Annotated in this window: 19 protein-coding genes; 10 read left to right on the top strand and 9 right to left on the bottom strand. The window is 41.0% G+C overall.

The window, feature by feature from the left end; translation table 11 throughout:
• Positions 1–13 precede the first annotated feature (13 nt).
• Together E0H94_RS13345 and E0H94_RS13340 are read right to left on the bottom strand one after the other, a co-directional pair.
• Positions 14–1,663: an MFS transporter gene (locus tag E0H94_RS13345; RefSeq protein ID WP_131326970.1), complete on the bottom strand. Its 1,650-nt coding sequence runs from the start codon at positions 1,661–1,663 to the stop codon at positions 14–16.
• A gap of 12 nt (positions 1,664–1,675) precedes the next feature.
• A complete protein-coding gene (locus E0H94_RS13340; protein WP_131326969.1) occupies positions 1,676–2,224 on the bottom strand; it encodes a TetR/AcrR family transcriptional regulator in 549 nt (182 codons plus the stop codon).
• Positions 2,225–2,762: 538 nt separating this feature from the next.
• Between E0H94_RS13340 and E0H94_RS13335 the strand changes: the two genes are divergently transcribed.
• Entirely contained in the window at positions 2,763–2,954 is a 192-nt protein-coding gene (locus E0H94_RS13335; RefSeq protein WP_131326968.1) for an NF038215 family lipoprotein, read from the top strand.
• Positions 2,955–3,063: 109 nt separating this feature from the next.
• On the opposite strand, the gene E0H94_RS13330 is transcribed toward E0H94_RS13335, so the two are convergent.
• Positions 3,064–4,677: an oleate hydratase gene (locus tag E0H94_RS13330; protein WP_131326967.1), complete on the bottom strand. Its 1,614-nt coding sequence runs from the start codon at positions 4,675–4,677 to the stop codon at positions 3,064–3,066.
• Between the two features lie 460 nt (positions 4,678–5,137).
• Here E0H94_RS13330 and E0H94_RS13325 point away from each other — a divergent pair, with 460 nt between their 5' ends.
• From E0H94_RS13325 to E0H94_RS13310, 4 genes are all read left to right on the top strand, one after another.
• On the top strand, positions 5,138–5,719 hold the full coding sequence (locus tag E0H94_RS13325) for a LysE family translocator (RefSeq protein ID WP_171462077.1): 582 nt from the start codon (positions 5,138–5,140) through the stop codon (positions 5,717–5,719).
• 97 nt (positions 5,720–5,816) lie between these two features.
• Positions 5,817–6,488, top strand: coding sequence for a CsgG/HfaB family protein (locus tag E0H94_RS13320; protein ID WP_131326965.1), 672 nt, complete (start codon positions 5,817–5,819; stop codon positions 6,486–6,488).
• 13 nt (positions 6,489–6,501) lie between these two features.
• Complete coding sequence (locus E0H94_RS13315) at positions 6,502–6,879, top strand: DUF4810 domain-containing protein (protein WP_131326964.1); 378 nt, start codon at positions 6,502–6,504, stop codon at positions 6,877–6,879.
• Positions 6,876–7,556 carry a DUF799 domain-containing protein gene (locus tag E0H94_RS13310; protein ID WP_131326963.1) on the top strand — a complete coding sequence of 227 codons (681 nt, stop codon included), beginning with the start codon at positions 6,876–6,878 and terminating at the stop codon, positions 7,554–7,556. Before E0H94_RS13315 ends, E0H94_RS13310 begins: the two co-directional genes overlap by 4 nt.
• A 105-nt stretch (positions 7,557–7,661) precedes the next feature.
• Here E0H94_RS13310 and E0H94_RS13305 read toward each other — a convergent pair whose 3' ends face one another.
• Positions 7,662–8,630 (bottom strand): MBL fold metallo-hydrolase, encoded by a 969-nt coding sequence (locus E0H94_RS13305; protein WP_131326962.1) that lies wholly within the window; start codon positions 8,628–8,630, stop codon positions 7,662–7,664.
• Between the two features lie 389 nt (positions 8,631–9,019).
• Between E0H94_RS13305 and kdpA the strand changes: the two genes are divergently transcribed.
• From kdpA to E0H94_RS13280, 5 genes are read left to right on the top strand one after another with little or no spacing between them, the layout of a single operon-like run.
• Positions 9,020–10,717, top strand: a complete 1,698-nt coding sequence (gene kdpA / locus E0H94_RS13300) for a potassium-transporting ATPase subunit KdpA (protein ID WP_131326961.1) — start codon at positions 9,020–9,022, stop codon at positions 10,715–10,717.
• Positions 10,718–10,733: 16 nt separating this feature from the next.
• A complete protein-coding gene (kdpB, locus tag E0H94_RS13295; RefSeq protein WP_131326960.1) occupies positions 10,734–12,746 on the top strand; it encodes a potassium-transporting ATPase subunit KdpB in 2,013 nt (670 codons plus the stop codon).
• Between the two features lie 9 nt (positions 12,747–12,755).
• Positions 12,756–13,391, top strand: coding sequence for a potassium-transporting ATPase subunit KdpC (gene kdpC, locus E0H94_RS13290; protein WP_131326959.1), 636 nt, complete (start codon positions 12,756–12,758; stop codon positions 13,389–13,391).
• Between the two features lie 12 nt (positions 13,392–13,403).
• Entirely contained in the window at positions 13,404–16,049 is a 2,646-nt protein-coding gene (locus E0H94_RS13285; protein WP_131326958.1) for a sensor histidine kinase, read from the top strand.
• 10 nt (positions 16,050–16,059) lie between these two features.
• Positions 16,060–16,764 (top strand): response regulator, encoded by a 705-nt coding sequence (locus E0H94_RS13280; protein WP_131326957.1) that lies wholly within the window; start codon positions 16,060–16,062, stop codon positions 16,762–16,764.
• A gap of 95 nt (positions 16,765–16,859) precedes the next feature.
• Here the strand turns inward: E0H94_RS13280 and chrA are convergent, their stop codons facing one another.
• From chrA to mmsA, 5 genes are all read right to left on the bottom strand, one after another.
• On the bottom strand, positions 16,860–18,212 hold the full coding sequence (gene chrA, locus E0H94_RS13275) for a chromate efflux transporter (protein ID WP_131326956.1): 1,353 nt from the start codon (positions 18,210–18,212) through the stop codon (positions 16,860–16,862).
• Positions 18,213–18,214: 2 nt separating this feature from the next.
• Entirely contained in the window at positions 18,215–19,135 is a 921-nt protein-coding gene (locus E0H94_RS13270; protein ID WP_131326955.1) for a chromate resistance protein ChrB domain-containing protein, read from the bottom strand.
• A gap of 222 nt (positions 19,136–19,357) precedes the next feature.
• Positions 19,358–19,855: a heme-degrading domain-containing protein gene (locus tag E0H94_RS13265; RefSeq protein ID WP_131326954.1), complete on the bottom strand. Its 498-nt coding sequence runs from the start codon at positions 19,853–19,855 to the stop codon at positions 19,358–19,360.
• Positions 19,856–19,939: 84 nt separating this feature from the next.
• The gene (gene mmsB, locus E0H94_RS13260; RefSeq protein WP_131326953.1) at positions 19,940–21,154 is read right to left on the bottom strand and encodes a multiple monosaccharide ABC transporter permease; all 1,215 of its coding nucleotides are present in this window, start codon (positions 21,152–21,154) and stop codon (positions 19,940–19,942) included.
• Positions 21,144–22,685, bottom strand: a complete 1,542-nt coding sequence (gene mmsA / locus E0H94_RS13255) for a multiple monosaccharide ABC transporter ATP-binding protein (protein ID WP_131326952.1) — start codon at positions 22,683–22,685, stop codon at positions 21,144–21,146. The genes mmsB and mmsA overlap by 11 nt, the downstream gene beginning before the upstream one ends.
• Positions 22,686–22,687: the final 2 nt, after the last annotated feature.

Below are 22,687 nucleotides of genomic sequence, written 5' to 3'. Positions count from 1 at the left end.
GGGAGCAGTGGCATTAGGCAGGACCGATTTTTGCTTGTTGCCGCAGTTGATATTGATTTCTTACAATCAGGAATGTCCCCCACAGCAACAGCAGCATGGCAACGACGCCATTGAAACTAATCACATCGTTATAGGCACGTACTTGAGCTTCTCGAGTCACCACTTGATTTAAATTTTTTAAGGCTTGTTGTTGCTCTAACTGCTGATCAAGCGTGTAACTATGCGAACTTCGTTGATACGCTAAAAGCCGCTGTGCGATCAATGGATTGGTTTCGGGGAGTTGTTGAATCATTTCAGCACGATAGTTTTGGGTTCGAACTTGTTGATAGGTGGAGTAAAATGATGAACCGACTAAGCCACCAAAAGTTTGAGTCGCTGAAAATAAAACAATGAACGTGACAATATGGGTGGGACCTTTTTGCATGGCACTCAAGATACCCGTGATCAAGAGTGGACCAATAAACACACCACTGGCAAAGCCCACCAAAAATTGACTGCCGTAGAAGTTGGAAGGGCGAATATCGCTGGTGAGGTGAAAATCCAGTCCGCAAGCAATCAAGACCAAAGCTTCGGCTAACAGCAGGTGCCAAATAATCCGTTCACGTGAAAAAGTGATGGTACTAAATAAGGTACCAGACACAATACCTAAAAAGATCACCACATAGAGCGGCACAAATTGATCGGGGCCCATGCCCATGGTTTTGAGAAAACTCACGGCAGCATAACTTTGCTCCGACATTAAGAAGCGAATTGCAAAGGCACCGATGATAAAACGAAGCGTAGATGATGTCCCCAGCCAACGCGTCATAATCAGTGGATTGACCCGATAATGCTCGTAGACCAAACCAATCACAATCAGGCTAAACCCTGCAATGAGCAAATAGGCCAACCACTTCGCTTCAAACCACCACAAGATTGGCCCTTGGGTCAGTACAATACACAAAAAGGCAAAACCGGGTGCAAGCAGTGCAAAGGTAAAAAAGTCCTGCTTTTCAAAAACAGCAATTCTTAAACTGCGGGGTAACTTCAGAGACACCACCATGGCGAAACAGCACAGAGCTAAACCAATTTCGAAAGTGTAGAGCACATTCCAATTGTTCACATCAATCAGATAAGGCGAAATGATCCAAGCCAAGGGAATGCCGAGCTGTTGGAAGCCTAAAGCCAAATAGATACTGCGACCAAAATCCTCCCGTTTAAAGGCCTGCATAATGTAATACATGCCTAAGGAACTGAGCGGTGCTGCAACCATGCCGCTAATGAAACGCACCAGTACGGCCATTTCAAAGGTATGTACAAAGACGTGTAAAACTAAGACTGCAATAAAAATCAGTAGACCAATTTCAGAAAATAGACGCAGACCGTATTGCTGGCGGGCTTTAAAGAGAATCAGGTTCGCACTGACATTGGCCATGACATAAGCTGCAGGAATCCACGCCACCTCAGAGGGTGTTAGTCCATATTCACCCTGAATTAAGGGCAAATTCGCGGTAATGAAACCGTTACTGAGACTCGCAGACAGTGCGACAAACAAACCAATAAAAAAATATATGAAGCGCTTAGGCGTGGAGTGTGCGATCACGGCAGGAGAGCCAGGCAGGGTTGGCTTTTCTTCGGCTGTCCAGTTTGGCGCAGGTTCGAGTAAACGCGGTGGCTGTGTCATGAGTGGTGACCTTTATGCCCGAATACCATTGAGGAGTAGCTCAATCGCACGTTGTGCAAGTTGTTGTTGCTCTAGATCGGTTAGCCCTTGAAATGAAGTCCTTAAAATCGCTGTAATCATGGCGTAATCTTGAGTGGTCAAATCGGGGCGACATACGCCGTGGCGAATGGCTTGATCAATCAAAGGTTGTAAAATGGCATCGCGGCGCGCGTAGATATCGACCATGACGGGATCATCACGCTCAATCACCCGCCAATATTCCATCAGTGCAGTTAAATACGGCAAGTTATAGACATGGTTTTCAATTAAACGAATAAAACCATCTTCATACTGAGAAAATGCTTCTGCACGCACTGCAAGACGTTCCAAAGCTTGCTCCATGAGTGCAATCACCAAGGCACGACGGTCAGCAAAATTACGATAAAACGTCGCCCGTCCGACATTGGCTGTATCAATGATCATTTGTAGGGGGGCATTGATTCCGTGTGTACGAAAAACCTGAACCGCAGCTTCCAGCAATTCCTCACGGTTTTGTGCAGCACGCTGTTGACGACTGGTCATGGTGATTATTTCATTTGATTTGGGAGTGCTATTATTTAACGGACAAAAATGTCCGTTGTAAATATTCAATCCTGTAAGATTTTGTAAATCAGTTTATCTTTTTCTCATTTAATCTGATCTCGATAATAAATTTGTTACCCAGAAACGTCATCTGCAAGCTGCGTGGTGCAAATAAAATAAGGTTTATTCGTGGTATTTGAACAACTCCAAGAAATGAACAGCTTTTGCAGAGGACAATGGTTTTGCCTCAACAAAAGTAGGGCGAGCCGCAGGCGAATGAAGAAATTAGATACAACAGGATAAGACGCGGCCACGATAATTTTTTTCAACACATCGGATAAATATTTAAGTCGAATTTGGGTTGGTTTAAATCATTGATATTATTGTTTTATCTATGAATGATTGATATTTTTTTAAATAAAGAAAATACGCGCAGCACCATCATGTGGATGGATAAAAGTTGTAACAAAGTCGATAGGATTGGAAAAATAAAAGTGCTATGCTGAAAGAACAATAAGAATGAAAAAGAGGGAATGTGATGAACAAAATATCCTTCGTGTTGATTTGTATGATGGCAGGGTTACTTACAGCTTGTGATGCAAAAGATGAGCTGAATAAACCTAAAACGATGGTTCGAACCATGGTCATTGGGGGTGTGCCTGTAGCTGATCATGATTATCAGTCGATTGCTCGCGATCAAACCCCTCATGTTGATCATTCGCAACCTTAGTGTGATCGGATCTTGATGAATTTCACTGAACTTTAGAAGACAATAGTGATTCAAAACAGATTAAATAAAAAAGAGCATCTGAATGACGCTCTTTTTTTAATTTACGTCATTAGTGGAAAACTGCTTCTAACGCCTTTAATCCAACTTTAGGATCGAGTAAACCATTATAGATTTCAGGTATGTCTCGTTCTACACCGAAAAATTCATAGACAGCAAGCATGGCACCGCGTACTGAATATTCGACGGTAAAGACCACATCATCTTCAATTTCTACAAATTGCCCCAAGAATGCAAAATTCTGTGACCCTTTGGGGATCACGAAAGGACGATCCCCAGATTTACGGCAGGCAAATAGGGCCGAGGCATACGGCATCATGGCTGTTGTAACCTCAGTGCTGGCAAGTACGTGTTCTAAGATGTCCTCGAAACCTAATTGATGAATTAATTCGGTCAAAATTTCTTTGCCTGTACAAGCGCTCATAGGTTTTTTGATGTAATCGCCAATATGATCGATTTGGAAACCATAACCCCAGAGGGTAAAAGTTCCTTGTGGCAAATTGGCAAAGTGGGGCTGTGCGGGAACCACAATGGACAAATGCCAACCTGACTCAAACCATGTCATTAATGCACCTGTGCCAGGTTCATTACTTGTATAGTCAATAATTCGTTTTAGGAGTACATCATCTTTCATGGTTAGTGTGAAAGACTCCCACTTGTGTTCATCCACATTGCCATAAAAGGTCATTGGACGGCCAAAGTCTGGGGCTTTTTGTGCCAGAGTTTCCCAAAGCGCCCAGCCATGATCTTCTCGATTACGAACGAGTGCAGGAACATCATCGTTACTGCCATAACGTGAGTCGGCAGTGATTGAACCCAAGGTAAAAATGGCAAGATCATGCTGCTTTAGCTCTATTTCTTCTTTGCCCTCAGGTAATGTGACATAAAGTTTAGTTGCTCGACGCTCTTGTGTAGTTTCATCAGTACGAAAGTCTGCATCGGTGACATAATTGCCAAAGCGCACATCAACGCCTTGTTCAACCAACCAACGCTGTAAAGGCAGAATCATCGAATCATATTGATTGTATTGGGTTCTTTTTACGCCGGCCAAAGTATGAATGCGAGGCAGTTCTTGAATAAAGCGTAAGAAATAGCGTCTTAATTCAGCCGCACTATGCCATTTTTGAAATGCGAAAGTGGTGCGCCACATACGCCAAAAATTACTTTGAAAAAAAGAGTCATCAAAAAACTCATCAATACGGCGGCTGCCAATGCGCGCTTCTTTTGATGCTAATAAGCGCAGCATTTGGGCTCGATGCAAGTTGCTTAAACCTAATTTTTCCGCATCCAAAATATTGTGTTTAGCATTAATTAATCGTGCATTGGCGTGGGTTTTCACTTTCTCATTAAACTCACGACATTCTTCACGTACAGAAATGTCTGGATTTTCTAAAGAGGGAATAGTCGAAAATAAATCCCATAAACATAAATAGGTTTCATCAGTCAGCATTCGTCCACCACGGGTAACCCATGCATGTGCAGCTTCAGGTGTTGCACCGCCATCCATTGAGCCACCGGTAATATTTAATTCTTCTAGGATATGAATGTTTTGGGCAGGGACTTGTGCATCACGAATGGCAAAGGCTGCTGCTGCCATACCTGCAATGCCACCCCCAACGATCCAGAGATGTGTTTGTTTGGCGTCGACTGTTTTTTTATTCGGCATGATGAACCCTCTTGTGTCATTTTTATCAGAAAGTAAAATAAAACCATATTTTTAGTATGTGATTATGCATGTGAAAATACTATGAAAAAAGTGTGAAAATTTAATGTGAAATTTTGATTAAAAAAAGGTTTTATGGAGAAAGAAGTGATTCGATTAAAATGAAAAATTCATGTGGTATAATTCTAAATATATGATAATAAGTATTATATTGAATAATTACTCTAATTAAGTTCATTGTTTTGGCATTAATAAATACTTTACATGTGTATTTAAATAACAACACTTAAAGGAACAGAGTCGCTTGGGATAATACGATTTAAAGCATTTTTATTGCGATAAACATATTTTTGATAGGTTTTGGTGCAAATTTTGTCTAAAATAATGCACCCATTTTTATCCCAATGCATCGAGGTGCTCTTTGGAATCGCTCATTATATTAGGTTCAATTACCTTAGCTTTAATGTTAGGCGCAATTAGCCCTGGGCCAACCTTTATTTATGTGGCGAAAAACTCAATTGCGATTTCGCGTAAACACGGTTTGTTTACCGCATTGGGTACAGGAACAGGCGCCGCGTTGTTCGGTTTATTGGCGGTGATGGGTTTACAAGCCATTCTATTGGCAGTGCCTTCGGCTTATCTCGCTTTAAAAATTTGTGGTGGTATTTATTTACTTTGGTTGGCATTTAAAATTATTAAGCATGCAAAAGAGCCAATGGAGAATCCGAACAGTGCAGCGGAGCCGATGAGCTATAAACAAGCATACCGATTGGGTTTAATTACACAAATGAGTAACCCGAAAATTGCGATTGTGCTGGCGAGTATTTTCACTGCTTTATTGCCGAAAGACATTCCGACCTATTTTTATGTCGTATTACCTATGCTGTGTTTCTTTATTGATGCAGGTTGGTATTCACTGGTTGCGGTTGCCTTATCGGCAGAAGGTCCACGGAAAGTTTATTTAAAATCCAAAGCCATTTTTGACCGTGTAGCGGGTGGGGTCATGACCTTGCTTGGGTTAAAACTGATTTTTGGGATGAAGTAATACCTTTTAGAACAACAATATTTAATTTTGTATATGTAACTAGAATGTAACTTGGTATAATTCCACTGATTTTTAATAAATATCAGTGGGATAACTCTTGAAAAAAATTATTTTTACAGCAGTCTTTAGCGCTTTAACATTATCTGCCTGTTCAACAACAGAAACCTCAAAAACAATTCAAGCACCACAAGTGACAGCGGCAGTGGCGACAGTCAAATACACTGGAACTAAAACCCCTGTTTCTATAGGGAAATTTGATAACCGCTCGAGTTACATGCGGGGCATTTTTTCAGACAATGTTGACCGTTTAGGTGGTCAGGCGAAAACTATTTTAGAAACGCATTTACAGCAATCAGGCTATTTCTCTGTCCTAAACCGTGACAACCTTGCTGAATTACAACAAGAAGCAGGTTTTACCAAATCTTCTCAAGCCATTAAAGGCGCACGTTATGTATTAACGGGTGACGTGTCTGAATTTGGCCGTAAAGAAGTCGGCGATCATCAGTTGTTTGGCATATTGGGGCGTGGTAAAACCCAAATTGCTTATGCCAAAGTGAACTTAAATATTGTCGATGTAAAAACAGCTGAAATCGTTCACTCTGTACAAGGCGCAGGCGAGTACGCACTAAGTGAACGTGAAATCTTAGGTTTTGGTTCTACCGCTTCTTATGACTCAACTTTAAACGGTAAAGTTCTAGATCTAGCTGTACGTGAAGCGGTTAATAATTTGGTATTGGATATTCAAACCAATAAGTGGTCTGCGCAGTAATTGGTTTGAATCAATGAAAAAAATCGTATTAGTTTTAGGTGCAATCTGCACCATGACTTTGGTGGGCTGTGTTTCAGCGCCAAAATCACTTTATAGCTGGGGCGAATACCCGCAGCAAACTTATTTGATGTTGAGTCTGCCAGAAAAGACTTCTCCACAAGAACAGATTGGCAAACTCGAAAAAGATATTGAAAAAGCCAAAGCCAAAAATGCAGCAGTGCCTCCTGGCTTGTATGCGCATTTGGGTTTATTGAACCTAAATATTAATAATGGGCCACGTGCCGTTCAGTATTTTGAGCTTGAACGTCAAACCTACCCAGAGTCGGCAGTATTAATGGATCGTTTTTTGAAAAAAATGACAGCCCAGTCTGCCGCAGTGAGTGTAAAGTGAAAAATTTAAAAAAACTATGCGTTCTTGGGCTTGCAGCGACCTTGCTTACGGGGTGTATTACCGCACCCAAAAGTAAACGTGACTTATCTGTATATCATGCCAATATGCCAAAATCTATTTTGGTATTGCCGCCTGTAAATGAGTCACCCGATACACGGGCAACCTATGGATATTGGTCTACCGTCACTTTACCTGTGGCAGAAGCCGGTTATTACGTGTTTCCCATTTCTGTGGTGGATACGCTATTTAAAGAAAATGGGGTAACCAATGGTTATGATGCGCAGCAAATTCCAATTCAGAAACTTAATGAAATCTTTGGAGCGGATGCTGCACTTTATATCAAAGTCAAAGAATATGGTTCTAAGTATCAGGTGATTCAATCCGTTTCGACCGTCGCGGTCGAGGCAAAATTGGTGGATTTAAAAACCGGAGCATTATTATGGGAAGGTCAGGAGAAGATCCAACAAGCCAATAATAATAGCAACGCGGGTTTGGTCGGAATGTTAGTGGGTGCTTTGATTGACCAAATTTCAAATCACTTATCGGACAAGGCTTATGTGCTTTCTAACAGTGTAAGTACGCAGTTATATGCTCCGCAGTTGGTACAGCAGAAAGGTTTATTATATGGACCGCGTTCTCCGAATTTCGTACAAAATTCGATGAGTCCACAGCAGTAAAAAATAATCCCCTCACATGAGGGGATTTTTATGATTTAACAAACTTATGTTTGGGTTGAAGTGACTTTTAACTTCAGCCAAAAGAAAAGGTAATTTTCTTATAAATTAATCCTTAAAATGCACAGGAATCCACTGATAACTTTTTCCATCTGCTGAATAGATGTGTCCAATTCCTGGGAATGGTAAATGTGGTGCTGCAATGGTTTGTCCATCTTTTGCATACCCAGCAAATTGTTTTAAGCGGGTCGCAACGGCCTGTTTAGGATCAATATCGTATTCAATAGCGGTTTCAGGTTTATCGAATTGCACCGTATGCGAGTGCACAATATCGCCAATAAACACCACCGTTTCATCTTTCGTTTTCAGCGCATAGCTAAAATGCCCCGGTGTATGCCCCGCGGTATTAATCACTTTAAAGCCCTGAATCTCATCGCCCAATGTGTAGGTTTTGAAGCGTTGTTTGGCTTGATAAGGGGCTATGGCTTGCTTAATTTTTTCCACAGTGCCGACATAGCCAGCTTGTTTATCTTTAGGAATTTTGTCGACTTGTTTCGGGTTGAGCCAATAGTTGGTTTCATCATTTGATACGTAAACTGTGGCATTGGGGAAGTTGGCAACACCATTTTTGCTGATCCCACAAACATGGTCTGGGTGTAAATGCGTAAGTAGAATCGTATCAACTTGTTCTGGTTTATAGCCAGAAGCCTTTAAGTTGTTTACGACTGAACCTAAATGTGAACCAAAACAGCTCGCAGCTCCGCTATCCACTAAAACCAGTGAATTACCTGTATTGACTAAAAAGGCATTGATCGAGGTTTGTATGCCTTTAGCTTGGTCGGCATAGTATTTCTTTAAAATGGCATGCACTTCTTTTTCTGGAAGATTTTGAAATAACTTCGGTGACATGAAATTGGTGCCATCGAGTAGGGCTGTGATTTGCACATCACCCGCTTGATATTGGTAATAGCCTGCGATTTGTTTTTGCTGTTGAATGGGGGCGGGGGGAGAAGTGGCAAATGCAGCATGGTTAATCAAACTCGCGCAGATGAAAGTCGCAGCAATATATTTATTCATTGGGATTCATATATAAAATTATAAAGTCTTTTATTTTTAACATGTAAATGATTTCACAGCAATTTAATGACTCTGTTTTAGCCATTAGATTTTCAAATCTAAAGGCGGATGTTTTGTTTTGCTATTGAGGGATAAAGGGCAATTTATATTCAAAGAAAATTAGTACGCATTTACAACCGAATAGGACATGCTGGCTTATGCCAAATTTAAGTTTTATCTATGTAGGCTAATGAAGATTTTAGGTTGTCTTTTATTAAGTCAATTTTTTATTTTTGATATGAATCATTTAAAAATTTACGCGAAATTTACGCATCTGACTTTTTTCAATATAGAGAATTTACGCCCTCAATTTCCATACTAATGATGACCTATTTTAAATGGCATTTGCTATGTGGGAATTTATTACTGTATTTGTCTTTTCATTGTTGTTGGCTTATCCGCTTGGTGCTTATCTCGCTGATGTAATGCAAGCCAAGCCAATGAAAAGTGACCATTTTTTTAAATGGATTGAGCAGCCGATTTATGCTGTGCTGGGTGTTAAGCGCAGTGGGATGAACTGGCGACAATATTTGGGTGCTTTTGTTCTGAGCAATATTTTATTGCTGGGGGTGAGTGTCACTATTTTAATGACACAGGCATGGCTACCATTAAATCCTGATCATATTCCCAATATGAATTGGGACTTGGCTTTACATACCACTATTTCCTTCCTGACCAATACCAACCAACAGCATTATTCGGGGCAGGCACAACTGTCTTATCTATCACAAATAACGGTGATTGTAGGATTGCAATATTTGTCGCCAATTATGGGACTTGCCTTATTGGTCGCGATGTTAAGAGCATTATTTTTACAATCCGCTCAAGCAGAAGACTCAGAGCAAAACAAATGGAATCGTATTAATCTGGGCAATTATTGGATGGACATTATCCGTCCCTTATTTCGATTCTTCATTCCTCTAGGATTTATTTTTTCTTTGCTTTTGACCTTTCAAGGTGTGCCTGCAACTTTATCAGCGGGTCCAACCGCGCAAGTTTTAGAGCAAAGCACAGAAGTTAAAACTCAATATATTCCATTGGGTCCCGTTGCACCGATGGTGGCCATTAAACAACTGGGTAGTAACGGTGGCGGTTGGTATGGCCCAAACAGTAGTGTGCCTTTAGAAAATCCAACCCCATTGTCCAATGTGATTGAGATGATTGCGATTTTACTGATTCCACTCTCTGCGGTGTTTATGGTTGGGCGTTTTATTCAACGCAAAAAACTAATGTGGATGATTTTTGGCAGCATGTTGTTGATGTCTCTGTCTTCAACACTATTCACCCTGTGGACAGAAAACTCCTCATTAATTCCAAATACGGCATGGATGGAAGGCAAGGAAACCCGTTTTGGTGCTGAGGCATCCGCACTGTGGGGAAGCTTGACTACACAAGTCAATAACGGCTCAGTCAATATGATGCATGATTCGGCTTCACCACTCACTGGATTGGTTGAACTGTGCAATATGCTGATCAATGCCATTTGGGGCGGGATTGGTTGTGGGCTATTACAGTTCTTTATTTACCTGTTTCTGGCGGTATTTATCGCAGGCTTGATGACAGGACGTACCCCAGAATTATTTGGCCGAAAAATTGAAGTCACTGAAATTAAGTTATTAGCGCTAGTGATTCTATTACAGCCTGTAGTGATTCTTGGCTTGACAGCCATCGCGATTGCCTTTCCATCCATGACAGGGACTTCAAATCCTGCATTTCACGGCATTAGCCAAGTGTTTTATGAGTATGTCTCTGCCTATGCCAATAATGGTTCGGGCTTTGAAGGTTTAGGTGATAGCACGCTTTGGTGGAACCTAAGTGCCAGTGTGGCGCTATTGGCAGGGCGTTATAGCGTGTTGATCATTCCAGTCTTAATTGCTGTGAGTTTAGCAACCAAACCGCAAGCAGTCGAAAGCAAAGGTTCTTTACAGATCGAATCTCCAACCTTTGCCCTGACTTTAATCGGGATCGTGTTGATTCTGACCTTGTTGCAATTCATGCCGGTGTTGGTGATTGGGCCAATTGCTGACTATTTGTCGATAAAAGTTTAAGCGTGGAGCAAGCACAATGAAACATTCAAATGCGACACCACAGATGGATATTTTGAATAAAGAAATTATTCAGCAAACTTTCCATAAATTGCTGCCTCAACACGCGTTTAAAAATCCAGTGATGGCATGTGTGTGGGTGGGAACAGTTTTAACCCTTGTTGCCACTTTGATGGGAAATGCCAGTTTAGGTTTTGGTTTAGCCCTAAGCTTGATTTTATTGGTCACGGTCTTATTTGCCAATTATGCCGAGGCGGTCGCAGAAGCCAAAGGTCGGGGACAAGCTGCATCTTTACGTCAGGCGCGTGAAAATTTAACTGCAAATCGTATTCTTGATTTAAATGCCATCCCGACAGTGATTTCTGCAAACCTACTCAAAAAAGATGATCTTGTCGTTGTCAAAGCAGGTGAAATTGTTCCTGCGGATGGTGAGATTATTCAGGGTTTTGCGACCATCAATGAATCGGCTGTCACAGGTGAGTCTGCGCCCGTACTGCGTGAAGCCAATACCGACCGTTCAGGTGTGATTGGTGGAACTAAGGTCTTGTCCGATGAAATTATTATTCGCGTGAGTAATGAAGCTGGTCATAGTTTCCTAGACCGCATGATTGCCTTGGTGGAAGGTGCCAACCGTCAAAAAACACCGAATGAGATCGCACTGAGTATCTTACTGAATATCATGACCATTACTTTTATTGTGGTGGTGGCAACCTTACCTTTTATTGGTTCAATGGTTGGGATTAAAATCAGCATCGTCTTGCTGATTGCACTGTTGGTCTGTTTGATTCCAACCACGATTGGCGGCTTACTGCCTGCGATTGGGATTGCAGGGATGAACCGTGCTTTAAAAGCCAATGTCTTAGCCAAATCAGGTAAAGCCGTTGAGGTTGCGGGTGATATTGATGTGTTGTTATTGGATAAAACAGGCACGATCACCTATGGAGATCGCCAAGCCACCGCTTTTTATCCATTGGCAGGTGTGACACCAAGTGAGTTACGCCAAGCAGCGATGCTGACCTCTTTTGCCGATCCAACGCCTGAAGGGAAGTCGGTCATCAGCCTTGGGAAAGAATTAGGTGAAAGTATCCAAGAGCCGAAAGATGCTGAGTTCATCCAATTTAGTGCCTCAACTCGTCTTTCAGGAGTAAATCTAGCAACTGGACAAACGATTCGTAAAGGTGCTGTCGATGCCATTCTTAATTTTACCCATCAAAATATTCAAGACAACTTAGAGCTTAAAACTCGTGTAGAGCAAGTGGCTTCTAAAGGTGCGACACCATTGGTGGTGGCTTCGAATCACAGTATTTTAGGGGTGATTGAGCTATCAGATGTGATCAAGCAGGGTATTAAAGAACGCTTTGCGCTACTACGCGAGATGGGCATCAAAACCATTATGGTCACGGGAGATAATCCATTGACTGCGGCTGCGATTGCGGCTGAGGCAGGGGTGGATGACTATATTGCAGAAGCGAGACCTGAGGATAAATTGGCTTGTATTCGTAACGAGCAAGCAGCAGGAAAATTAGTCGCAATGGTCGGTGATGGTACCAACGATGCACCAGCCTTGGCACAGGCAGATATTGGTTTAGCCATGAATTCGGGCACTCAAGCTGCCAAAGAAGCTGGCAATATGGTGGATTTGGATTCTGATCCAACCAAATTGCTAGATGTGGTGGAAATTGGCAAGCAGCAATTGATTACTCGTGGAGCATTAACCACTTTTTCTTTGGCAAATGACGTATCTAAGTATTTTGTGATTTTACCTGCATTGTTTACCGTGGCGATTCCACAACTTGGGGTTTTGAATATTCTGCAACTTAGTAGTCCAAGCAGTGCAGTAATTTCAGCATTGATTTTTAATGCACTGATTATTCCGATGTTGATCCCATTGGCTTTAAAAGGAGTGCAATTCAAACCCGCCAGTGCTTTGCAATTGTTACGCCGTAATATGCTGATTTATGGTGTAGGTGGGGTGATCTTTCCGTTTATCGCGATCAAGTTAATTGACTTTGTTGTGTCCTTGTGGATTTAGGAGTGAGAGATGAATACTTTATTGAATCATGAGCAATTGAATCAACAGGACTTGGCATTATCGGGTCAAGGACATTCAGTTCTACGCCCAAGTCTTGGTCTGATAGCCGTGGGTTTCTTAATTGCAGGGGTGCTGTATTCTACGGCTAGTGTTTCTATTGCTCAATTGCTCTTTCCAAAGCAGGCGAATGGTAGTTTGATTGAGCTGAATGGAAAGATTGTGGGTTCGAGTTTGGTGGGGCAAAACTTTGTTAGTGAACAATATTTCCATGGACGACCGAGTGCGGTAAGTTACAATATAGATGGCATGGCAGGCAGTAATTTGGCAATCTCTAATCCTGATTTACAAATACAAATTAAAGAGCGAACAGTGCAATTTGCCCAGAATAATCATATTACTGAGCAAGAAGTGCCAAATGAGATGGTGACGGCTTCAGGAAGCGGGATTGACCCAGATATTTCACCTGAAAGTGCTTTATTACAGGTGAAACGTGTGGCACAACAACGTCATTTAGCAGAGCAACAATTGCGAGATTTAGTACAACAACAGATTCAGCCTGCACAATTCGGCGTATATGGGCAAGTGCGAGTGAATGTGCTACAGCTAAATTTAGCTTTAGATCAATTGTCATCGACCACACGTTGATAGAGCGTAATTATGCAGATCGACCGTAATAACAAAGCAGATGCATGGTTGGCACATAGTCAGCGTGAACAATCTGGACGTTTGACCATTTTCTTGGGTGCAGCACCTGGAGTCGGGAAAACCTATGCCATGTTGATCCGAGCGCATGAACTGATGCAGCAAGGGCAGCATGTGGTGGTCGGTGTGGTGGAAACTCACGGTCGATCTGACACCGAAGCTTTGATTCAAGGGCTCAATGTTATTCCAAGAAAGTCTGTGGAATATCAAGGGCGAATGTTAGAAGAGATGGATCTTGATCAAATCCTCAAATTAAAGCCTGAAATTGTGTTGGTGGATGAACTCGCACATCGCAATGTGCCAAAGAGTCGGCATGAATATCGTTGGCAAGATGTCAATGAATTACTGGATACAGGCATTGATGTTTATAGCACCTTAAATATCCAGCATTTGGAAAGCCTGAATGATGTGGTCTATCAAATTACAGGGATTCGGGTAACTGAAACAGTTCCCGATGCGTTATTAAAACGCTTGAAAGACATCCGTCTAGTTGATTTGCCTGTACCTGAGTTATTAGAACGCATGAATCATGGCAAGATTTATTTCGCCGATGTTGCACCCCATGCATTACAAGGTTTTTTTAAAGCTGCAAATTTGACAGCGTTACGTGATCTGGCAATTCAAACTGTTGCAGGGCAGGTCGATATTGATTATCGAGAAAAATTTGTTGCACAAGGACAGATTATCCCGATTCAAAATCATGTGATGTTGGCGATAGATGGTTCTGAGTTTTCAGAAGATTTGGTGCGCCGTGCGCATCGGATTGCGGAAAGGCGCAATGCAACGTGGAGCGTCATTTCGATTCAAAAAAGTAAGGTTGAAACGACCCAAGCCTTTGCAGTGACGAAGGCTTTTAACCTAGCGCGTAAGCTCGGTGCAGATACCTATTTACTCTATAGCAATCATATTGCATCGACCATTTTACAGGCAGCCTATGATTATGGGGCTTCCAATATTTTACTCGGTAAAAGTCCTCAAAAATCGCTATGGCAACGTTTATTTTCAGATCATATTGCCGATCAACTGTTAGAAAAACAGCATCCTTTTGAAATCACCTTTGTTCAGCCTTTAAAAGCTCAAAATAATCAGACCAGCTCGAACGCTACAGCTCATTCATCTTGGCGAGAACAAAGCTTGGCATTTACTCAACGTGAAGTGTTTGAAAGTATCATCATTGTATTGCTAGGACTGATTGTGGCGGCAATCAGTGATCATTTTATTGGGTATAGCGACCTAGCCTTGATTTTTATTGTGACTGTATTATTGGTTGCGATACGGGCCCGCATGTTGATTACAATTATCAGCGTATTCATCTGTTTTTTACTCTATAACTACTTTTTTATCGAACCTCGCTTTACCTTTATGATCAGTGCTGAACGTGGCGTGATTACCATTATCACGTTCATTATTTCAGCCTTACTGGTGGGTCGCTTAGCCAATCAATTACGTGCTCAGGTGTTAAGTTTGCGTGCTGCAAATTCAGTGTCGTTACAATTACAAGAATTAGAGCGCAAGCTATCGACCTGTGTAGATATTGAACAGGTATTGACCGTGGCCAAACAACATTTGGAAACTTCATTAAATGCCACGGTCTGGTTAAAAGTTGAAAATCAGTCTTTAGGCGATGTCTCTGCTTTAAATGAAAAAGATCAGATTGCCGCAGATTGGACGCAGAAGAATGCGAAACCCTGTGGACGCTTTACCAATACGCTGACCAATTCTGAATGGTGGTTTATTCCGTTAAATTTGGTGAAAGAATATGGCGTGATTGCAATTCGTTTTCATCAAAATGCTCAAAGCATCAGTTTTGAATTGCAACGTTTAACTGAGTTGATGATTGAAGACATTGCGCAAACTGTTGCTCGGGTTCAGCTCTCTTTACAGTTAGAAAATTCTCGTGTGGTGGCTGAAACGGAAAAGCTCCGTTCCGCCTTGCTTTCTTCGGTATCACATGACTTACGCTCACCCTTAGCCGCGATGATTGGTTCAGCAGATACGCTTAAATATTATGGCGAACAGATGCCTGAAAGCGATCGGCATGAATTATTAGACACCATTCATATTGAGGGTGAACGACTGGATCGTTATATTCAAAACCTGTTGGATATGACTCGATTAGGTCATCAAGGGTTGACTTTGAGTCGTGCTTGGATTGGTGTGGATGAACTGATTGGCTCGGCAACGCAACGACTGAAACGCTATCAGCCTGAGGTAAAAATCGAAGTTGCTTTGGCGAAAGAATTTCCTCAATTGTATATTCATCCTGCTTTGATTGAACAAGCCATTTTTAATGTCTTAGAAAATGCCGCCAAATTTTCACCAGATGATGTTCCGATAAAAGTGAAGATTCAACAAGAAGGAAAATTTCTGCAAATTGACATTATCGATCAGGGGATCGGCATTCCCCAAGATGAACGCGAGCAAATCTTTGATATGTTCTATACCATGCAGCGTGGAGATCGCGGTAAAACGGGAACAGGTTTAGGACTGGCGATTGTCAAAGCAATTATTGGCGCTCATATAGGCAGTATCGAAGCTTTTGCTGGAACAGATGGTCAAGGCACCTTAATTCGCATACGATTACCGTTACATCAGGACTAAAAACATTTTTATGCCGCAAACAATCCATCCGAATGCATCAATTCTGATTATTGATGATGAGCCTCAAATCCGAAAATTTTTGGACATTGCCTTACGTGCGCAAGGCTATCAGGTGCATGTCGCTGAAAATGGCATGCAAGGCTTAGAGACTTTGGCAACCCGTGGTGCGGATTTAATGATTTTAGATTTGGGCTTACCTGATATGGAGGGACAGCAGGTGTTGACCGAGATGAGACTCTGGTCGGACATTCCTGTGATTGTGTTATCTGCACGCCCAGATGAAAATCAAAAAATTAAATTGTTAGATGCAGGTGCAAACGATTATGTCACCAAACCGTTTAGTATTCAGGAATTATGTGCGCGTATTCGAGTGATGTTTCGTAATAAACCACAGCAATCTGGACTCAACATTGTATTTGATGATGGTCAATTATCTGTGGATGTGGCTGAGCATGTAGTGAAATTAGCTCATGAAGAAATTATTCTCACCAAAAAAGAATTTCAACTGTTGGCACTGCTGATTCGTCATCAAGGTAAGATCGTGACTCAAAAACAAATCATGACGGAGTTATGGGGCATTACGCATGAAGAAGATACCCATTATCTTCGAATTTTGGTGAAAAAACTCCGAACCAAAATCGGAGACTCAGCGATGAACCCAAAGTATATTTTTACTATTGCAGGGGTCGGGTTGCGTTTTTTGGGTGAATCTTAACGATCAACTTCAAGAGAACACAAGGGACTTAAAAATAGTGTGGGATTGATTCAATCAAATCCCACAAAAGAAGGCCTTCATTCAATTGATATATATTAAAGAAAGCTAAAACAAAGTAAGCCGATTAACGCAGAAGCAGCAAGGACATACATGACTTTCAACTCAAAATAGAACAGTCCAATTAGGGCTGCAAGTGCGATGGAAGCAGCAACGATATCAAAAGAGCCACCAAATCCTGTTGGCCAAAGCACGTGATAACTAAAAAATAGTGCAAGGTTAAGAATCACGCCGACAATCGCTGCTGTAATGGCGGTTAGGGGTGCCGTAAATTTGAGCTCATTATGTGTTGACTCAATAATCGGTGCGCCAGCGAGGATAAAAATAAAGGAAAATAGGAAGGTAAACCAAGTCACGATTGTTGCTCCAATCGCTCCCGCCAAGAATAGATACTCTGAACCTAAGAGGGCTTGGTTAAATGCGCCCAAAAAACCAACGAATGCAACCACCATAATTAAAGGGCCGGGCGTGCTTTCGCCTAGTGCCAAGCCATCGATCATTTGAGTCGGACTTAACCAGCCGTAATAGTTTACAGCCCCTTGATAAACATAAGGTAAAACGGCATAGGCACCACCAAAAGTAAGTAGCGCAGCTTTAGTAAAGAACCACGCCATTTGGGTATAGGCATGATCCCACCCAAGCATTAAGCTTAGACTGATGATAGGAATAAACCACAGTAGACCACCGATTAGCACAATACTGCCCAAACGTTTCCAGCTAAAGATCGCATGCGCTGGTGTGGGAGTATCATCATCAATTAACGCACGCCCATAATCTTTTTTACTTTGCTGATGCGCATTGCTGCTAGAAAATAGCGTTGGATATTTTTTACTGGTTAGATATCCAATCAGCGCAGCAGAGAAAACGATTAAAGGAAAGGGTAAATTGAAGAAAAATATCGCAATAAATGAAAGTGTTGCAATCAGCCATAAGAATTTATTCTTGAGTGATCGACTCCCAATACGATGTGTTGCATGAAAAACAATGGCAACAACAGCGGGTTTAATACCGTAAAACAGTCCAGCGATGACGGGCACATCACCAAATTTGACATAGACCCACGAAAGGCCGATTAAAATAAATAACGATGGGAGTACAAAAAGAATGCCTGCAACTAATCCGCCAGTCGTCCTGTGCATTAACCAGCCGATATAAGTCGCCAATTGTTGTGCTTCAGGCCCAGGCAAGAGCATGCAATAGTTCAGGGCATGTAAAAAACGCTTCTCAGAAATCCAGCGCTTTTGTTCAACCAGTTCTTGGTGCATGACTGCGATTTGACCTGCGGGACCACCAAAACTAATAAAGCCTAACTTAAGCCAAAACAGAAAAGCCTGCCAAAATGAAACTGTTTGTATTTCTGCTTCTGGCGACGTACTCAGTTCTTGTTCCATAATTATTCTCTGGATAGATTGGCATATAAGCCATCGAAAATATGATTGGATAATGCAAATAATTGGTCATCATTGTTGATTTGGCTTCGAAGACCTTGAATAACTTTTTCAATACCAATTGCTTCGGGAGGTTCAATTCCACCCACATCAAGGTAATGCACAATTTCAGCGATTTTCTTTAGTGCAGGTGTTTCTAAACTAAAACTATGCAAAAGAACTTCAAAGGTAACCCAATGGTTGATGTGACTGAACTTTGCCCCGTCAAAATCGAAACCTAAGGCTTCTTTGGGGCAATCACTTGGTGTTTCTAACCAAATAAAGGTAGGTGTGGCATCAATAAAAGTCTTAATGAGCCATGCAGAGGCTAGGCGATCAATCCAAGGTCTTTTTCGAGTTGCCCAAAGTTGGTTTTGATAATCTGTTTTGCCTAAAAGTTGAATGTGGCTTTGTATTGCATGAGGTTCATTGACTTCACCAAGTCGGGCAATAGAGCATTCTAATAATGCAAGTTCATTTAAAACCTGTGTTTGAGTCTCATCAGGATAATAGTCAATGTCTACAAGCGCATTGCTACTTTTTCTGAGTCTACGAACTTGCTTGAGCAGCTCTTTCTTTTCATCTTTGGTCAGGCGGCCTTTTAACGCTGTAAGTTGTTTATAAAGGGCATCATATTCTTCTTTTCGACTGAAAATAGTCGAAAGATCAAGATTTGAAGCGGACTCCGCGTGAAATACATAGGCAGTTCCTTGCTCTGAGATGACATCATGAGCAATAGGATCAAATTTCTCGCGATGTGCAATTGGGAGTAAATAGACGCCATCTCTAAGGGTTGCAGCGCCACTTGCCTTAAGCGATCGCCATACCCTCATACGAGTGGTTGTGTTCTGTGTTGGAAGTGAAGAGATGAGTAAAGATATATTCATGTTATATACTCAACATATTTTGTTTAGTATATTTTATTTTTATAATTGGTCGATCATATTTTCTGCAAAGAATATCTACAACATGGATATAAATCTAATAGTTAACAAAGCTTATTTCTGATTTCTTTTAGAAACGAATATTAGCAATTGATTTGAGAATTTTTAGAATAATTTTAAAATTTTTGTATATAAAATAAGTAGATCTCTTTTTTAAATAAATTTTTAGTTGGTTACTGAAAGTTGTAAAGTACTCTTATCTTTTTCTAGATAATCGGCAAGTGTATCGACAATAAGCTGATGGTCTTGTCGCTCTGGAAGCCCCGAAATAGTAATGCTTCCGATTACTCCAATATTCTTTACAATGATCGGAAAGCCGCCACCAGCACTAGTATAATCATATGCAGGTAAATTATATCGTTGAGTGATATCTAATTTTTCAATAGATAATTCATGTCCTAGTCGATAAGAGCTACGTAGAAAACGTTGAACCGTATTACCCTTACGTCGAATCCAATCATGATGATCGAAGGTCACACCAGATCTGGCTGCCAAAAAAAGTGTCTGATCAAACTTTTTTATTTCAATCACTATAGGGAGAGAATCTGATTTGCCACGTTCATAAATGATAGAGCCTAATTGCCATGCTATATCTTCATTAAAAACATCGAATTGTAGTATTTCCTCTTGATGTATCAATATCGAAAGATCATTTGTTGTCATCGTAAAACCTATTTGAAATGGTGTATTAGCCTTATATAAATTAAGCCTTTGATATGATTTTTCATCACATCAAAGGCGATAGGTTTATGCTTTATTTTTAGTATAGACATCGATAAGAACAGCACCTAAAAGTACTAATCCTTTAATCACTTGCTGGTAATCCACGCCAATCCCCATGATTGACATACCATTGTTCATGACGCCCATAATAAATGCACCAATCACAACTGCAAATACTTTACCTACACCACCTGAAGCAGATGCACCGCCAATAAAGCATGCAGCAATTACATCTAATTCGAATCCATAGCCACCATTTGGTGTTGCACTATTCAAACGTGCTGCAAAAATTAGCCCTGCAAAAGCAGCAAGAATTCCCATATTGACAAAGGCGAAGAAAATAACACGCTCAGTTTTAATACCTGAGAGTTTCGCTGCTTTAGCATTTCCGCCAACAGCATAGATACGACGACCAATAGTCGTTTTGTTCATGATGAAAGTATAAAAGGCAACCAAAATTCCCATAATGATTAAGACTATTGGCATACCTTGATATAAAGCTAGTACGTAAGAAAAAGCGATAATCACAGCACTTAATGCTAGGTTTTTCAACACAAACAACATCATCGAACTATTTTCAATGCCATGCAATGTAGCTTGTTTACGTTGACGAAGTTCAAAGATAAAAAATGTAACACTAACCACTATACCAACGAGAAGGGAAGTCGTATGTATGCCCTCGATTCCAAAAAAGTCAGGAATGAAGCCTGAACTAAATGCGTTAAAACCATCTTCAAATGGGCCTACTGACTGACCATCAAGAGAAATTAATGTTAGACCACGGAAAACGAGCATCCCTGCTAAAGTCACAATAAAGGATGGTACTTTCCAATATGCAACCCAGTATCCTTGGATTGCTCCTATGACTGCACCAGCCAAAATACAAATAAACATTGCTGGAACAAAAGGCATTTCGTGTGTGACCATAAGGCTGGCGGCTAAAGCACCAGTTAAGCCGACGACTGATCCGACAGAGAGATCAATTTGTCCACTTACAATCACCATGAGCATACCAAGAGCCATGATGACGATATAGCTATTCTGCAAGATTAAATTGGTAAGATTTAAAGGTTGCAGCAAGACGTTATCAGTCGCAAATTGGAAGAATGCCACAATAATAATCAATGCACATAACAAGCCATATTCCTTTAAGCCTTGTGCTATGAAGTTTGTGTTAAAACCTTTATTTGCTTTACCGCTCATTTTGTTGGAAATTTCTGCGCTATTACTATTGTTCATTTTCGTTCTCTCCATTCTTCATAATAGATCGCATAATGGCTTCTTGATTCGCATCTTTTGCCAGAAACTCACCAACAATCTTTCCTTCGTTCATGACATAAATCCGATCACACATGCCTAATAACTCTGGCATTTCGGAAGAGATCATGATTATGCATTTTCCTTCTTGGACGACTTGATCAATAATCGTGTAAATTTCATACTTGGCACCAACATCAACACCTCGTGTGGGTTCATCAAGAATGAGGACGTCTGGCGCTGTGAATAGCCATTTACTAATCACGACCTTTTGCTGATTTCCACCTGACAAGTTGCCCGTATGCTGTTCAACATCAGCACTTCTAATTCGCAGTTTGCTTCTAAAGTCATTTGCAGTGTTTGTCTCACGATAATCATTGACTACCAACTTGTTTGAGATGCCAGAAAGGTTCGCTAATGAAGTATTCTTTTTAATACTCTCTTCGAGTAATAGACCATACCCTTTTCGGTCTTCCGTAACATAAGCCAGACCATTATCAATGGCTTTTCTTACCGTAGAGACATCAATTGATTTGCCATGAATGGAGACATTGCCGCGAATATTTTTGCCGTAAGATTTGCCGAAGATACTCATTGCAAGTTCTGTACGTCCAGAGCCCATGAGACCTGCAATTCCGACAATTTCACCTTTGCGTGCGTTAATGCTAATTCCTTTAATGACTTCACGAGAAGCATGATTTGGATGATCAACACGCCAGTCTTTGACTTCAAATAATATTTCACCAATATTAGGTGTTCTTGGAGGGTAACGATCTTCCATATCTCGACCGACCATTGCTTTAATGATGCGGTCTTCGCTTACGTCTTCTTCACGACAATTTAGGTAATCTACTGAAGAGCCATCACGTATGATCGTAATGCTATCAGCTACTCTTGAAATTTCATTTAGCTTATGGGAGATAATGATAGATGTAACGCCTTGGGCCTTCAGTTCTAATAGAAGAGTCAGTAGTCTGTCACTATCATTGTCATTCAAACTGGCTGTCGGTTCGTCCAAAATTAGCAGTTTGACTTCTTTTGATAATGCTTTTGCAATCTCGACTAACTGTTGTTTACCGATCCCAAGGTCGTTGATTAAAGTATCTGGTGAATCGGATAAACCTACTTTAGCCAGTACTTGCTTAGTTTTTTGATAAGAACTATTCCAGTTAATAATGCCTAATTGGGACTGTTCATTTCCTAAAAAAATATTTTCAGTGATGGATAACATTGGGACAAGAGCAAGCTCTTGATGAATAATGATAATTCCTTTTTCTTCACTGTCATGAATATCAGAAAATTTCTGTTCTTCACCTTGATAAAAGATCTGACCATCATAAGAACCATGGGGATAAACACCACTCAACACTTTCATTAATGTGGATTTACCAGCACCATTTTCACCACAAATTGCGTGAATTTCTCCTTTTTTGACAACCATATCAACATGACTAAGTGCTTGAACATGTCCAAAACACTTCTTGATGCCACGCATTTCAAGTATTGTTTCCATAC

The sequence above is a fragment of the Acinetobacter sp. ANC 4173 genome (genome assembly GCF_004331255.1).
Taxonomy (GTDB): Bacteria; Pseudomonadota; Gammaproteobacteria; order Pseudomonadales; family Moraxellaceae; genus Acinetobacter.
This window is presented reverse-complemented; position numbering and strand designations above follow the sequence as displayed.